This window comes from Virgibacillus proomii (assembly GCF_018916875.1).
In the GTDB taxonomy this organism is placed as follows: Bacteria; Bacillota; Bacilli; order Bacillales; family Amphibacillaceae; genus Virgibacillus; species Virgibacillus proomii_B.
This window is the reverse complement of record NZ_JAHLNO010000013.1, coordinates 22766-38905: the sequence shown is the minus strand read 5'-3', so window position 1 is coordinate 38905 and position 16140 is coordinate 22766. Positions and strand designations below refer to the sequence as shown.

At 36.5% G+C, this 16140-nt stretch carries 9 protein-coding genes and 1 tRNA gene; 6 read left to right on the top strand and 4 right to left on the bottom strand.

Annotated elements, in window-relative coordinates:
- Window positions 1-526: 526 nt before the first annotated feature.
- Window positions 527-1375, bottom strand: a complete 849-nt coding sequence (locus KQI21_RS05645; protein WP_216483119.1) for a class I SAM-dependent methyltransferase — start codon at window positions 1373-1375, stop codon at window positions 527-529.
- Window positions 1376-1924: 549 nt separating this feature from the next.
- On the opposite strand from KQI21_RS05645, the gene KQI21_RS05640 reads away from it, so the two are divergent.
- On the top strand, window positions 1925-3019 hold the full coding sequence (locus tag KQI21_RS05640; protein ID WP_216483117.1) for a carbamoyl phosphate synthase small subunit: 1095 nt from the start codon (window positions 1925-1927) through the stop codon (window positions 3017-3019).
- Window positions 3000-6233: a carbamoyl-phosphate synthase (glutamine-hydrolyzing) large subunit gene (gene carB, locus KQI21_RS05635; RefSeq protein ID WP_216483115.1), complete on the top strand. Its 3234-nt coding sequence runs from the start codon at window positions 3000-3002 to the stop codon at window positions 6231-6233. Before KQI21_RS05640 ends, carB begins: the two co-directional genes overlap by 20 nt.
- Window positions 6234-6486: 253 nt before the next feature.
- On the opposite strand, the gene KQI21_RS05630 is transcribed toward carB, so the two are convergent.
- Both KQI21_RS05630 and KQI21_RS05625 read right to left on the bottom strand, forming a co-directional pair.
- Complete coding sequence (locus KQI21_RS05630) at window positions 6487-8493, bottom strand: S9 family peptidase (RefSeq protein WP_216483114.1); 2007 nt, start codon at window positions 8491-8493, stop codon at window positions 6487-6489.
- A 189-nt stretch (window positions 8494-8682) separates the two neighbouring features.
- Window positions 8683-9186: a DNA topology modulation protein gene (locus KQI21_RS05625; RefSeq protein WP_216483112.1), complete on the bottom strand. Its 504-nt coding sequence runs from the start codon at window positions 9184-9186 to the stop codon at window positions 8683-8685.
- Between the two features lie 536 nt (window positions 9187-9722).
- On the opposite strand from KQI21_RS05625, the gene KQI21_RS05620 reads away from it, so the two are divergent.
- On the top strand, window positions 9723-10154 hold the full coding sequence (locus tag KQI21_RS05620) for a universal stress protein (protein WP_216483110.1): 432 nt from the start codon (window positions 9723-9725) through the stop codon (window positions 10152-10154).
- A 688-nt stretch (window positions 10155-10842) separates the two neighbouring features.
- Here KQI21_RS05620 and dat read toward each other — a convergent pair.
- Window positions 10843-11718: a D-amino-acid transaminase gene (dat, locus tag KQI21_RS05615; protein ID WP_216483108.1), complete on the bottom strand. Its 876-nt coding sequence runs from the start codon at window positions 11716-11718 to the stop codon at window positions 10843-10845.
- 714 nt (window positions 11719-12432) lie between these two features.
- Here dat and KQI21_RS05610 point away from each other — a divergent pair.
- The 3 genes from KQI21_RS05610 (at window position 12433) to queG (ending at window position 15740) form a co-directional block, all read left to right on the top strand.
- Window positions 12433-12506 (top strand) — tRNA-Gly (locus KQI21_RS05610).
- Between the two features lie 369 nt (window positions 12507-12875).
- Window positions 12876-14591 (top strand): ABC-ATPase domain-containing protein, encoded by a 1716-nt coding sequence (locus tag KQI21_RS05605; RefSeq protein WP_216483107.1) that lies wholly within the window; start codon window positions 12876-12878, stop codon window positions 14589-14591.
- Between the two features lie 3 nt (window positions 14592-14594).
- The gene (gene queG / locus KQI21_RS05600) at window positions 14595-15740 is read left to right on the top strand and encodes a tRNA epoxyqueuosine(34) reductase QueG (RefSeq protein ID WP_216483105.1); all 1146 of its coding nucleotides are present in this window, start codon (window positions 14595-14597) and stop codon (window positions 15738-15740) included.
- The last annotated feature ends 400 nt before the right edge of the window (window positions 15741-16140 follow it).

The following is a 16140-nucleotide window of genomic DNA, read 5'->3' as shown; positions in this document are numbered from 1 at the left end:
TTGTATTTAGAGGCTATTCAAGAATTTTTACTTGTCCTTGAAAAGAAGAGCGCTTTTTCTGCGAGCGATGTATCGTGGTTTATTCTATGAATTGGATAACTTAGATACGGACTAAAGGAGAGTTCTTACTTTACGTTATGAAAGGCAAGAGGAAAATTAACAATTATCTTTCATAACGCATATAGATATTGTTGAACGAGGCTGGGACATAAGTAAATACTAAATATCAAAAACCGAACAATTCATTTATAATTGTTCGGTTTGTTTGTGTTAAAAAAATTCCTATCATCGCTACGTCAAACTATTTCACTTTCCGCGGGCACGGCCTCAGCTTCCTCGGAAAGCAAAGATCGCTTTCCTGCGGGATCTTCAGCTCGAGCTATTCCCGAGAGAAGTCTACATATGTTGACTACGCTAAAAACTTGCGTATATACAAGGACGATTTATTGTTCGTTTTTTAATCAGCTGTTTTAGTTATGTCCCAGCCTCTTTTCCTAATTTAGCTTAGAAACGTATATACCGAAAATTATTTTTTTACAGCATGAATGTAATGGATCGTTTCAAATGCGGATAAATAGTCTGTACGATGACGAAAAAATTGCTTTTGAATAGCAAGAGGCGATAAATGCTCATAGATGAGTAAATCCGCTTTTTCTAACATTTTCTCCATTTCATCGTAAGTATAACATGATTTCATAGGCTCACCACCAGCAGAGGCCATTCGGACCATATTTTGAACACGATTATACATTCCTTTTTCTTCAAAAAGACGATCATCTGCATAATCAAAAACAAGAGAACTTCCTGATGGGACCCTGGCAAATAGTTTATTCAATAAAGTGACATTTTCTTGTTTCGTTAAATAATAGGAAACACCTAAAAAGCTAAAAAAAGTTTTTTTGCTAGGTATAAAACCTCCTTCAACCATACGTTGAACAGAAAATTCTTTGATGAAATCCATAGAAACAAAACGAAGATTGCTTGGAATTGGATAATTAACATTAGCTAATCTTTTCTGTTTAAAGTTGTGTGTATCTGGATGATCTATCTCAAATATCTCTAAGCTGTCTTTTAATTCTGGATGTCGAAAACAAAACGTATCTAATCCAGCTCCTAAAATAACATACTGTCTCACACCTAACAAAATTTCATGAGCCAATTTATCTTCGCAATAAGCAGCTCGTGCTAAAGGAGTTGGAGAAAGCTGAACTTGTGTAATCCATTTTAAAATTTTATCAGGTTGATCATGAAATCTGTTTGCAACTTCCGGGTTAAAGAAGGAAATTCCTCGAATCATATGATTAGATATTTCGGTAAACTCTCTTGGAGTTATTAAATCCTTTGCAATAAAATCATCAAAGATTTTATCCCGCATGTAAGGTGCCGTAAGACTCCCACTTCAAGACCTGAGTTGATACCAAAGGGTCTAAGTGGGAGAAAACGGCACCTAAATGCCCGATTCGTTCAACTAACATTCAGTAGGAGATAGAAGAAAACTCCTACTGAATGAAGTTTCACTTTATTGGAGTCATATTTACTATGGTATGCTCGGCTAAAGGCGGATACTAAGGAAGTTATGCTTGCTTTGTTATTTTCCATCCATAATTTCCTCCTATATAAAAAATAAGATTCCCCTGGCCAGGAGAATCTTATTATATACCCAGTTAATATAAATGTAAATTATAGCACAAAAAAATATTTTTGTCAAGAAAATAGAATTTCACTTGTAAATAAGCTACTCAAATACAAATGATAACAGAAAATAAATGTTAAACAATATCTCAACCCACCTGACTAATAATTACAAAAAGTAATTATAAGAATGCATAAATATTAATTAAAATTTATAAATATACTTGAATATACAATGAAGTATTACTATAATAATGAATAATTACAATTCGAATCGAAGAGGTGGAGGAGAATGACGAAGGGGCAACTGGTGTTAGAAACAGGAGAAGTATTCACAGGAGATTGGCTGGGCTATGAAAGTGAAGAAACTGGTGAAGTTGTTTTTAATACAAGCATGACGGGTTACCAAGAAATATTAACAGATCCTTCTTATGCTGGACAAATCGTTACCTTGACATATCCAATTGTAGGGAACTACGGAATGAATTCCATTGATATAGAAAGTGATCACCTTCAAATTGCAGGTGTTATTATCAATGATCTATGTGATGATCCCAGTCATTTTCAGGCGAAAACAACGTTATCTGAAGAGTTGAAGCGGAATCGTATTTCAGGGTTAAAAAATGTAGATACACGAGCGCTTGTTACTGTGATAAGAAAGCAGCGCACGGTAAAAGGGAGAATTGTATTGGAAAAAGCCTTTCCAGATTATAAATATTCATTTTCGGTACCTAATACGAAACATCTAGTACAAAAAGTAAGTGTTAAGCAGCCAATTCAGCTCGGAAAGGGAGATTGTCATATTGTTGTCCTAGATTTTGGTTATAAAAAATCTATTGTAGAGGCATTATTAAACCATCATTGTAAAGTAACGATTATGCCTTTTAGTGAAAAATTTGCAACGATTCAAGCACTAAATCCAGATGGAATTATTATTAGTAACGGTCCTGGCAACCCGAAAGAATTACAGCTATACTTTCCAGTTGTAAAAAAGTTAACGGAAAACTATCCAACACTAGGAATTTGTTTAGGTCATCAATTAATTGCTTTAGCGTATGGAGCGGATACAGAAAAACTGCCATTTGGACATCGTGGTTCCAATTATCCGGTAAAAGATTTACTAACGGGAAAGGTGAAAATAACATCACAGAATCATGGCTATGTAGTAAGAAAAGACAGTGTCGATCCTACGATATTTCTACCGCTTTTTCAAAATGTTAATGATGGAACGATCGAAGGAATGAGGCACCGATTGTTGCCGGTTACCACAGTCCAATTTCATCCAGAGGCTCACCCTGGTCCGGGTGATACTGCATATATGATGACAGAATTTGTGGAACAGGTAAGATATCTGGGGGGAATCGCTGATGCGCAAAACATTAAATAAAGTACTTGTTATTGGCTCGGGACCAATTGTTATCGGTCAAGCAGCGGAATTTGATTATGCCGGCACGCAGGCCTGTTTAGCTCTTAAAGAGGAAGGGATTGAAGTTATTTTAATTAACAATAACCCGGCAACGATGATGACCGATAAGCGTATTGCCGATAGAGTATATATGGAGCCATTGACTGTGGAAAATGTCGAGGCAATTATTGCTGGTGAACAGCCGGATGGTTTAATTGGTACTTTGGGGGGACAAACAGGATTAAATTTAACCATTGCTCTTCACAAGAGGGGAATACTTAAAAAACATCAAGTAAAGGTGTTGGGGACTTCCGTAGACTCAATTCAAAAAGGAGAAAATAGAGAGCAATTTCGGCAGTTAATGCATGATATTAATGAACCTGTTTGCCAATCAAAGGTTGTCAAAACATTGGATGCAGGACTCTCATTTGCAAAGCAAACCGGATTTCCTGTTATATTACGCCCAGCATATACATTAGGCGGAGAGGGTGGAGGGTTTGCCGATAATGAAGCAGAGCTTTTAGAGCAGTTACCATCAGCTTTAGAGTTAAGCCCCATTCATCAAGTGCTTGTAGAAAAAAGTATTAAGGGCTGGAAAGAGATAGAATATGAAGTGATGCGAGATGAAAATGATACGTGCATCATTATTTGTAATATGGAGAATATGGATCCGGTTGGTGTGCACACAGGGGATTCCACCGTGACTGCTCCTTCACAAACTTTATCTGATACACAATATCAAATGCTTCGTTCTGCATCATTAAAGGTCATTCGAGCATTAAAAGTTGTTGGCGGATGTAATATTCAATTTGCTTTGGATCCAAATTCGAATCATTATTATATCATTGAAGTTAATCCGCGAGTTAGCCGTTCGTCTGCGCTTGCCTCAAAAGCGACAGGTTATCCAATCGCTCGTATTGCTACGAAATGCGCTATTGGTTATCACTTAGATGAAATCGCAAATCCGATCACCGGAAATACGTATGCGTCATTTGAACCGGCACTTGATTATGTCACTGTCAAATTGCCGCGATTTGCTTTTGATAAGTTTACGGAAGCAGATCGTACATTGGGAACGCAAATGAAGGCAACCGGAGAAGTAATGGCGATTGATCGCACATTTGAAGGTGCGCTGCAAAAAGCAATTCGCTCCCTAGAAATGAATGTTGATAGTTTACATTTATCAAGTCTAAAGAAAAAATCAGATGCAGAATTACAATGTTTGATACAAGAGCCGAATGATTTATGGCTGTTTGCAATTACTGAAGCTATGCAACGTGGTTACAGTGTAAAAGCTTTACATGCTATTACTCACATAGATACCTGGTTTTTAACAAAAATAGAGCGAATTTTAGTTTTAGAAAATGAATTGAAAAAACATTCTATTTTCCGTATATCTAAGTCGTTACTGTTGCAAGCGAAGCGATTTAATTTAAGTGATCGACACCTTGCTAAGTTGATGAACACAAAGCCTGAATTGGTAAGAAAACGATTGAACGATTTGCAAATAAAACCAGCATATAAATTGGTCGATACATGTGCTGGAGAATTCAACGCGATTACTCCATACTACTATTCTACTTGGCATGGACATGATGAAGTAAAAGTTAGAAATAATCGCAAAAAAATTTTAATACTTGGCTCTGGACCAATTCGAATCGGGCAAGGGGTAGAATTTGATTACTGTTCTGTCCATGCTGTGTTAGCAGTGAAAAAACTAGGTTATGAAGCTATTGTGATTAATAATAACCCAGAAACAGTAAGTACCGATTATTCCGTTGCGGATAAACTCTATTTCGAGCCACTTGAATTTGAGGATGTAACCCGTGTAATTGAAAAAGAAAGAGTAGACGGTGTGCTTGTTCAGTTTGGGGGACAAACGGCAGTTAATTTAGCAAACGCATTAGAAGAAGCTGGCATTCCTATATTAGGAACAGCTCCCAAGCATATTGATCAAATGGAGGACCGGGAGCAATTTTATCAACTATTAGACGAATGCTCCATTTTGCATATGAAAGGCAGTATCGTACAAAACAAACAGCAGTTAACGGAGTCAACAAAAGAGCTCGGATTTCCTGTATTAATTCGCCCATCGTATGTAATTGGTGGGCAGTCGATGTTTATTTGCTATAATCATGCAGAATTAGAGCAGTATGTTAATAGAATTAAAGAAGATACACATGACCGCTGCTGGCCGTTATTAATCGATCCCTACCTTCCGGGAAAAGAGTGTGAAGTTGATGTTATTAGTGATGGCACAGATATTGTTATTCCAGGCATCGTTGAGCATGTAGAAAGAGCAGGAGTCCATTCTGGTGACAGTTTGGCCGTATTTCCACCAATGTCACTTCGCTCGTCAGAAAAGCAGCAAATTACTGCTATTACTCGTAAAATTGCCCAGACGGTACCAATTATCGGTATGATGAATATTCAATTCATCCTTCATGCTGGCAAAGTTTATGTATTAGAGGTCAACCCGCGTTCTTCTCGTACCGTGCCCATCTTGAGTAAAGTAACCGATATTCCTATGGTAGAATGGGCTGTACAGGTGCAGTTAGGGAAGAAGTTAACAGATCTAGCTAATCAATTAGGTTTATGTATGGAGCCACCTTTTATAACAATAAAATCACCAGTATTTTCAGCAGCAAAGCTAAAAGGAGTCGATCATTTATTGGGGCCGGAGATGAAATCGACTGGAGAAATTATCGCTATATCTAAAAACAAACAGCAGGCCTTTAGCAAACTGTTCCCGTTTTATGTTAATCAATTTCCGGATAAACAAGCACTAACTATCTTCGTATCTATAGCAGACCGAATGAAAGCACATAGCCTTAAAATGATCTACGCATGTAGAGAGGCTGGTGCATCTGTGTTGGCTACAGAAGGAACAGCTACTTATTTGCAAGAGAACGGAATTCCGGTAGAAGCCATAAAAAAACAACGGAGTGAGTTGGAAAAGTTACGAAATGAAAAGAAACCCGATCTCATTTTAAATCTTCCTGAACAGGGAAGAGAACCAAATAAGTTTGGCTTTTATCTGAGAGAATGGGCAATTCGTCATCAGATCCCTTGTTTTACAAACCTGGAAACATTTGAATGGCTTGTAATTCAAAATAAAAACCGATTTCTAACAGAAACGACAGTAATGGCATTACAAGATTATCATGCTATAAATCAAAATCCAACTGTTTACTAATAAAATGGATTTCAGTCAAAAGGAGCTACCCGAAAAGAGATATTTCAAAGGTGAAAAACTCCCCAAGAATGTTGTCAATCAGCACTCTTGGGGATAATTTAGGTGCTAATCAGTTAAAATTGAACTCTTTAGGCTCTCTCTTTTTATTGTTCTTATTTGAATTCGGTTTGAAAATGGTGGTGTAAAAACATATATAACAAGGGAAAAACATAATAGAATGGTGGAATCATCTTAACCAACTTTTGAACGAACTCTATGCGAGATATTTTTCAAACCATCTGCAAATATGATTCAAACGTTCGATCCGCATATAAGGCTTTCCACTACGGCTAAGCTCATGATTAGCTTTAGGGAAGCGAATAAATTCTACTTCTTTCTTTAAATGCTTTAACGTGATAAACAGCTGCTCGCCTTGCTCAATAGGACAGCGATAATCTAATTCACCATGCAAGATTAATAATGGTGTTTCTATTTTTTCTGCATATTTTAATGGAGACAATGCCCAAAGCTTAGCAGGATCATCTAATAAATTTACTCCATGCTCCCACTCTGTAAAAAAGTAACCAATGTCACTTACTCCATAAAAGCTAAGCCAATTAGAAATAGAACGTTGTGTAACAGCTACTTTGAAACGATTGGTATGACCAATGATCCAATTTGTCATAAATCCCCCGTAACTGCCACCAGTAACACCAAGACGTTGATCATCGATAAAACTATATTTTTTAACAGCATAATCGACAGCTGCCATTAAGTCCCGATAATCGCCGCTTCCATAATCTTCACGACATGCATTAACAAATTTTTGCCCATACCCATGGCTGCCTCGTGGATTTGTGTATAGCACGACATACCCTTTTGCTGCTAACAGCTGCATTTCAAAGAAAAAAGTTTGACCATACATGGCATGCGGACCACCGTGAATTTCTAAAATCGTCGGATATTTTTTTTCTTCCGTAAATCCATAAGGACGTAATAGCCAGCCTTGAACTATCCAATCGTCTTCTGTTTTAACACTCAATACTTCTGGTTCTTGAAATTCAACTTCATCCAGTAATGCTTTATTACTATTAGTAAGAGGAATAAGAGTTTCATCCTCTTTTAATAAATAAAAATCACATGGAGTGGTTGGGTTGCTTATTCCGAGAAGAAATGATTTTGTAGAACCATCGTATGCAAAACCAAAGACGTGATTATCATTTTTATAAAGAACTTGACGCTTCCCCTCTAATGAAACTTGATAAAGTTCGGTAGCGCCTTCGCTTGTTGCAATAAAAAAAATACATGTACTATCTTCGTTCCACACAGGGCCTGATTCTGATTCTCCAAGACGGGTGTCCCCAATCATGGAATCACCAAGCTGAATATCCCAATCCTTGCTTAGCCATCTTCTTTTCGCTGTTTCATAATCAAATACATGTAATTCTGTCAGAGAAGCTCCTTTATAAGCAAACTCATGACCAAACGAAGCAATCTTCGTTCCGTCTGGGGAAAACGATGCCTTGAAATAAATCCCTTCACCATTTGTTAGTTTCTTTTTTTCCTCTGTTTGAATATGGAGACAGTATAGGTCATTGGTCAGTTCGTAGTCAGCATCATCATTTAAGGTAGCGGTAAATAATATAGCGTTGCCGTCCGGTGAAATATCTTGAAATTCATGGTCTGCACCATTGTTAGTTAATTGTTTCAATGTTCCTTCATCCACATTCATCATAATGATTTGTTTCCTTGTATGATCATGAAGTCCTCTTGCATCAGACTTATAATCTAAACGATTAACAATCATTGGTTTTTGTTGTTTCGTTTTCTGTTCCTCTTTTTTTTCTTCTTTTGTAGGTTCTTTTTGATGATGAATATCGTCATTAAGAGCTAAATAAGCAGAGAAGAAAATGTGTTTTCCGTCTGGAGCCCAAACCGGATTAGTTGCACCACGGTGAAAAGTAGTTAATTGTTTTGGTTCACCGCCATCCATATGAATTAACCAAATTTGGGAAAGGCCACTTCTTGTTGATTGAAACACAGCTCTTTTACCATCTGGGGAAAAGCGCAGTTGATTATTTTTGCTGGCATTAAATGTCCATGGATTTGCTTCTTTCTCATTTAGCTTTTGGAAAAAAAGGTGAGATTCGTATTCTTTTTCCTCATTGATCGTAGTAGATGTAAACGTAAATGCTGTACCATCTGGGGTGAACTGCGGATCACTAAACACTTCTAATCTAGTAATATCGGTAGTAGTAAGAGCGCGTTTGGAACTTCTCATTATTTTCCTCCTCTTTATTAAAAAAGATTTACTTTTTGATAGTTTAAACTAATTCGAAACCCGAATCAATTGGAATAGAGGAAAAAAATAACTTTTTTATACATTTAGAAAGATGAAATTTTTATGCTAAATCTAAAGCAACGCAAGCAAAAAAAATGTTATAAGCACAACTAGGTGTCAGATGCAATGTTAGCCAATTTTTCTAAGGAAGTTTGTAAGTTCTTTTCTGTTTCTAAAGATAAGGATATCCTTACTAGTGTATGCTGATAGGAGTTCGTAAATATAAGATGTTTTTTTCTTGTTAAAAGTTCTTACATAATTAAAAAATTCCCAATCCAGTTTTTCGCGGCATCCAGTCCCTAAATCCGGTCTTGTTTTATTATGATAGGTAATTCGTCGCTTTATAATTCCATAAAGGCACGTCATTGTTCGGTAATGTAAAAAGATGATTGGGTCAGCTTCTTTCATACGCATCTCCATCGTTGCACTATAATTCCCATCTATGATCCACGTTTCTTTTTTAAAAATTTTTTGTGTCTCAGCAATTAATTCTTTACGACTTATCTGTTTCCAGCCTGATTTCCAAAAGATTTTATCCATGTGGTAAACAGGAATTTGTAGAAATTTATTTAATTGTTTTGCTAACGTGGACTTCCCTGCACCAGGGATACCAATAATCATTATTTTTTTCATATGCATGTATTCCCTTCTTTTCATATTGTAAAAAAAGTATCTTTATGATTCCAAACCACTTAAAAAGAATATAAGTATTATTTTAAAAGGACGTACTCCTCATCTTGTATAATGAAATTCTATCAAAGAGACTAAAATAGCGAAAGAAATACGGAAGTGATTACACTTTTACCTCGTTAGAAGCTTTCAAGTTTGTACACCGTAAACAGAGCACTTTTAGCTTTTTCTTATATGAAGTTAATTGAATTCAAATGGGGAAAAGGAAGAAAAAATATTTAAAATCTGAAACAGATCTATCCATAAATCGTAAAAATTCGTCGAGAGCTCCATATGTATCTCTAATTATCACATTATGAAGTGGAGACGCCATCATCTGAAATTTGATGTAGATGAACGTTCAATTTTAATAACAGAAAAATTTTCTTATCTTTTTAAAAAAGAATTATCTATGACGTTTTACAAATGATATAAAACGCTTTCAATAATTATGCTATGATAGTTTTAAGACATACAAGCTGATAAGAGGGGGAGCTATAATGGGTGAGAACATTCTAGTAGCCTACGACGGGTCAGAATTAAGTAAAAAAGCCATTGGAGAAGCAAAAAAACAAGCAAGATTTTCAAATGCAAATGTACATGCGGTGACAGTAGTTACTCATGCTGGTCCAACTACAAATGCAGTACTTGCACGAAGTTTTATGAGTGACATGGCTGAAAACTTACGCCCTATTATGGAACGGATCAGACAGGAATTTGATAAAGAGGGAATTAATTGTAAGGTAGAAGTATTAGTAGATTATTCATTCCGTAATCCAAGTGTCCAATTACTCGAATATGCAAAAGAAAATAAAATTGACTTAATTGTTTTAGGTAGTCGCGGACTAGGAAATGTAGGACGATTTTTTCTTGGAAGCGTAAGTAATCAAATTGTTCAACGTGCACAATGTCGAGTGTTAATTGTTAAATAGATGGAATGCATTAGAATAAACTGTGCTAGCAAATATAGAATTGTAACTACTGCCCATAGTTAACCTAATTATGGCAAAAACCTAAGTACCGGGTAAAGCAGTAGAATAGCTTTACGGCTAAGAGTCATCTCAGAATCCATGATAAATCTAACTATTTGAAAATAATTGTAGTCTCAGAAGCAATATTTGCTGATACATTGTGTATATCTTTTTTGAAGAGCGATGTCCCAGCATAAGCACGAAACTTAGGTAAAAGGCTAGTTCGCTATTAAAAGCACAGTAATAATAAAAACTATTAACAAGATTATAAAAAATGGGGCTGGGACAAAACTAAAAAGATCAACTCTAAATACGAATTTTTACTGGAATAAGTAAGCTTACAAAAAGAGAAATCCGAACTAATTCGAATTCTAACTGAAGAATTTTGAATCATCGTTCGGTTTTTTCTTTGACTAAAACGCTTTTGTCCCAGCTCCATTATGTTAAGAGGATAAAGGTATGTTGCAAGTAACTCCTAAAAAGGATATCAAAAAGTTAAAATTGAGTTTCAAAGTTTAATGGATAAGTTTTCATACGGAAGTTATGCTAATTTTAAATCTGATAAAACTTTGCTTTAAGAGTTATAAAAAACTTCGAAAGACACATAACTGGATTACTAAAGCGTATATTGCCGTTCTTCCAATCTTTTTTAAGTGCTAGAAGCAATTTTGTTGTCAATAATTTCTGCATCTTTTTCGTATGCTTGCTGCAATTTACGAGTAATTGGACCAGGGATACCATCTTTTATTTGTTTGCCATCCACACTTACAATCGGCATTACTTCAGATGTACTGCTGGATAAAAACATTTCATCTGCATCATAAATATTCTCTTTATGGAACCCTTCTTCGTAAAATGGAATAGAAAGTGCTTTAGCAAATGCTTCTACCCGCAACCGTACACAGCCGTACAGAATCCGATTTGTAGCGGGGTGGGTATGGATTTCACCATCTTTAACAAGATAAATATTTGATGAACTACATTCCGTAACAAGCTCCCCGCGATGCAGAATTGCTTCGTAGCAACCTTGCTCTTTTGCCTCTTGCTTAGCAAGTACATTTGGTAATAAGTTTAAGCTTTTAATATAACAGTTTTCCCAACGTACATCTGGTGTTGTAATTGCTGAAACACCATGCTTTAGCTTATCTAATTGTCGTGGCAAGTCCTGTACATAGGCATACATATTCGCAGGAACATCTTTTGGAAAAGCATGATCACGTGGAGCAGACCCTCGTGTTGCTTGCAGATAAACTTTTCCATCCTTTTCCATGTTGTTTTTTTCTAATAGTTTCAATAATAATTGAGATAATTTCTCCTTTGATATAGCCAAGTCGATTTTAATTGCTTCTGCAGATCGGAATAATCGATCCAGATGTTCTGTTAGAAGATAATATTTCCCCCCATATATACGGATAACTTCGTAAATTCCGTCTCCAAACTGAAGCCCGCGTTCTTCAAATGGATATCGCAAGCTGTCTTGATGTGTAAATTTCTGTTGTGCAATCACAATTGGATATACAGCCATTCTTTTTCTCCTCCCTAAAACTTATGACTATTCTATAACTTCTTTATTAGATTGTAAATCTTTCTAAGCAAAATTTTTTCATTTTCACAGTTTAAATAAGGAGAATAATTGCACCGTGTGAAATTTAAATATAGGAACCAAGTTGCGTTCCCTTCTTATTCACTAGTGACGTTTTCTAACTGGCAGTAAAACCTGCTTTTCCATCTATGAAGTGAAGATAAGTAATGATCCAACTGCCAAGTCAAATACTTGATTCTGTTCACAACAGCGGAAATAAAAAACCCTCACCGATTGAATGATCTCCTTATAGTAGTCAGAAAAAAAGAAAGCACATTCTTCTTCTACTATAGAGAGGGATTTTATATGGGAAAAATGATAAGGACATACGATACTATATTTAAAAAAGGCGGTAGATCTTTATATTAAAGAAGGTATGGGATATAAAACAACAGCAAAGGAACTAGGCATTGACCATTCCAATGTAAGACGATGGGCTAACCGGCAGAAGCTAAAGGTATAAAGGGAATTAGAGGAGAAACGAGGTAAGGTAAAAGACCTGGTGAAGGCAGACAAAAAAATTGCCCTGAGAATTCATCAAAATTTATTTTTTGTCGAAAAAATAAAAAAACATCTTGATCTAACTCCGAATGATTGCTATAATAGTTTCTGCATTCAAAAATTGATTTTTTAAATCATTACATAAGTTCAATGAATGCGGGTGTAGTTTAATGGTAAAACCTCAGCCTTCCAAGCTGATGACGAGGGTTCGATTCCCTTCATCCGCTCCATACATATGTCTTAACGCAGTATTTCGTAATGCAAAGGGTACGAAGTATTGCGTTTTTAGTTTTGAAAAAAAGTGTATCCTGTTAAATTTGCTCTCATAAACCTGTCGTCTAGCGAACGTTCTAGCTCCTGTTATCCCTTGCTTACCGAAATACTTATTCCTCTTGTTAGTAGAATACCTCATGTTACCACTCTCCAGCCCTTGTTAGAATAAACAAGTCGTTTTGTGTTCTTTTACTTTTCAAAAAACTGACATATGCTTTTAAAAAGGTTTGTTTTACTTTCTTATTGAGAACATGTAAAATCTGAAGCAGAAAAGAAGAAAAAAGTATTTCATTTCTAATGAAATCTAAAGCAATAGAGGTGTCTGGATGAATAGTCTAGTAAAGCTTTTAAAGGAAATTGATAATAAGGGCTATAAAGCATATAAACGAATCCAAGGAGTTTATCACCATGCAGATTATAAACTTATGATTGATCATGTTCAAGGAGATCCGTTTGCAGCTCCTTCTAAACTTAGAATCGTTATTCCTGCAAGTAAGCGGCAAATTAAAGCTGAGTGGCTACAAACATTTGCTAGAAAGGTTGCTGCTGAAGATACATTCGCTCGTTCAATAAGTAAGGCTGTAACTTGTCAGGATACTTACATAAAAGGCTCAGGTAAGAGTGGCTCCATCTTTTTTGATCATCCAGGACAAGAGAAGTTGGAGCGGAGCGCTGTACAAATTACCCCCAAAAAAATAACAGTTTGCATTTCGGTTGGACTTCCGGCGAACGGTCGGAAAATAAACAGTAGAGAAGCGAACAAGTTATTTTTTCAAGCACTCCCAGCGATTATCAATAGGTCTATTTTTACAATTACTGATGAAACCATCGAGCAGGCAGTCAATTTAGCTGATCAGCAAGAAGCTATTCGCGAAACTATGAAAAAAAATGATTGGGTCGCATTTTTAGCAAATGGCTCTGTTTTGCCACGAGAAAGCGGAATTAGTAACCGCCCTTTAAAGCAGGCCGTACCGTTTCAAAGTCCCCCTGAAAACGAAGTCGAAATTCAGATTCCTCATTCAGATATACCAATGAAAGGAATGGCAATTAAAAAAGGAATCACATTAATTGTTGGAGGGGGATATCACGGTAAAAGTACATTGCTTAAAGCGATAGAACGAGGAGTATATTCACATGTAAGCGGTGATGGAAGAGAGTTCGTTTTAACGGATCTTGCTGCAGTAAAAATTCGAGCTGAAGATGGTCGGAAAATCACAGGAGTTGACATTTCTTCGTTTATCAATAATTTGCCACATGGTCAGGATACAACATTTTTTTCCACCGATAATGCAAGTGGCAGTACATCACAAGCAGCTAATGTAATGGAGGCATTAGAAGCGGGGGCTTCCACATTATTAATCGATGAAGATACAAGTGCAACTAATTTTATGATTCGTGATCACAGAATGCAATTACTCGTGCACGCAGATAAAGAACCGATTACCCCATTTATTGATAAAGTCAGACAACTTCGTGATGAGTTATCTGTTTCAACAATTATCGTAATGGGAGGCTCAGGTGATTATTTTGCTTTAGCGGATACAGTTATTCGCTTAGAAAACTATTTACCAGATAATGCAACAAATGAAGCAAAAAGAATAATGGAAAAATATCCTTTAGAACGAAATAATGACAAGAATGCACGATTTGGTAAGTTAACGAAACGTTATTTTCAACAGAGCTCGTTACAAACAAGAAAAGGAAAAAGAGCAAAAGTTCAAGCAAAAGGCTTAACACATATACAAATGGGAAAAACAGATATTACATTTCCAGAGGTGGAACAGCTTGTTGACGCCTCACAGACAAGGATGATTGCAGAAATCCTTTATTACTTGAATCGAGAAAATCAATTAAATAACGTTGCTTTACCTGACTTATTGGACCGTATTGAGCAGCAAATGGACCAACAAGGCTTAGCTTCATTTATATCACATCCAAAAGAACACCCGGGAGATTTAGCTAGACCTCGACGATTTGAAATTGCAGCAGTGTTAAATCGAATGCGTACAGCAGTTGTAAAAAAGTACTGGCAAGGAGAATAAATGATGCAAACGGAACAGTTGAAGCAAGACATTATTAATTATAGTAAAAAGATTGGCATTGATAAAATTGGCTTTGCTTCAGCAGATGTGTTTACGGAATTAAAAGAACGTCTGCGCAGACAGCAAGAATTAGGTTATCAATCTGGTTTTGAAAAAGGGACGATTAAAGAACGAACAGAACCAGAGCGTTTACTATCCGGAGCCAAATCAATTATTGCAATTGCTTTAGCCTACCCTACTCGCATGAAAGGAGCTCCAAGAAGTACGAAGCAGGAACGGAGAGGGTTATTTGCGAGGGCCTCCTGGGGAGTGGATTATCATATTGTCTTACGGGAAAGACTTGAAAAGCTTGCTAAATTTATCGAAGAGAGAGTGCCAGATGGAAAAAGTAGGGTGATGGTCGATACAGGAGAATTATCTGACCGCGCGGTTGCAGAACGAGCAGGGATTGGATTTAGTGGTAAAAATACTTCTATTATTACTCCGGAATTTGGTTCTTTTGTATATTTAGGCGAACTCATTACCAATATACCATTTACTCCTGATAAGCCCATTGAAGATAGTTGTGGATCTTGTACCAAATGTATCGATGCTTGTCCCACAGGCGCTATCGTTCAGGCTGGTCAATTAAATGCAAAACGTTGTATAGCGTTTTTAACGCAAACAAAAGATTTTTTACCTGATGAATTCCGCTCGAAAATTGGTAACCGTGTTTATGGCTGTGATACATGCCAAATGGTTTGTCCGAAGAATCAAAAGGTGGACTTCCATATACACCCTGAATTTGAGCCAGAGCATGATGTAGCTAAACCAAAATTAATTCCTATGTTGAAAATATCTAATCGCGAATTTAAAGAAAAGTTTGGGCATATTTCGGGATCATGGCGGGGGAAAAAGCCAATTCAGCGCAATACTTTGATAGCGTTAGGGCATTATAAAGATACGACAGCTGTTGCTGAAATCATTGATGTCATGCGTAATGATCCCCGTCCGGTAATTCGGGGAACGGCGGCATGGTCGCTGGGGAAAATTGGAACAGATGAAGCATTTCAAGCTATTAAAGAAGCAAAGGAAACAGAGGAAGATGAACAGGTCCTATATGAGATGGAAAAAGGATTGGCATTTCAACACCAGCCTACTAAAAAATAATCGGTAAGCTGATCGAAATCTTCAATCTGCTTATTTTACTCAGGCTAAAAACCATAAATTATTAATCTTACATGCGGAAAAATATAAAAACTAGATGTTTCACAAGCCTACTCTCCATATACTTTTTATGGAGGAAGGCGATAAACATTGCCGGCACTGGGGTTGTTAAGTGCGGGGGGAAAACCTATATATGTATTACAGAACTGAATATTGATGCAGCTTGTTTGTCTGCTTGATCATCAGAATAGTCATAAGTTCTGTAAATCTCTTCAGGAGTATCTCCCAATCGTTTAGCTACTGTTACTCCATTTGGAAGGAATACGAAAGGAACTCAAAAATTAGACCATCGGGACTTGGTAAATCTGCTCTTATAGTTAAAACAGAGCGCTCCTAATCGAAA